The following is a 383-nucleotide window of genomic DNA, read 5'->3' as shown; positions in this document are numbered from 1 at the left end:
TTGTAAAGAGAACAAACACTTATTGTTTGGGTCTGTAGCTCAGTTGGTTAGAGCGCACCCCTGATAAGGGTGAGGTCGGTAGTTCAAATCTACTCAGACCCACCACTTTGCTCCCATGCTTCGTTATGGCACGCCTCGTTTAGTGGACTAAACGTCGTTTTACCATGCCTTGTCTGGAAACAAAGTAGGTCTACAAACAATAAGTACCAGCATATGTGGGGCTATAGCTCAGCTGGGAGAGCGCCTGCCTTGCACGCAGGAGGTCAGCAGTTCGATCCTGCTTAGCTCCACCACTTACTTCTTAAAAATAAATATTCTTTTATCGGGCAGCTTAACCGCCTGAGAATAGAGTGTGTTTAATTTTGAGAGGTTTTTGTATCTCT

2 tRNA genes are annotated in these 383 nt (G+C 45.2%); both read left to right on the top strand.

What is annotated here, in order from left to right:
* Window positions 1-28: 28 nt before the first annotated feature.
* Window positions 29-105 (top strand) — tRNA-Ile (locus tag J7338_RS20635).
* A 112-nt stretch (window positions 106-217) separates the two neighbouring features.
* A tRNA-Ala gene (locus tag J7338_RS20630) sits at window positions 218-293 on the top strand.
* Window positions 294-383: the final 90 nt, after the last annotated feature.

This window comes from Pseudoalteromonas ostreae (genome assembly GCF_018069805.1).
In the GTDB taxonomy this organism is placed as follows: Bacteria; Pseudomonadota; Gammaproteobacteria; order Enterobacterales; family Alteromonadaceae; genus Pseudoalteromonas; species Pseudoalteromonas ostreae.
Note: the sequence above shows the minus strand (reverse complement) of the source record. Positions and strands in the feature narration are given on the sequence as shown.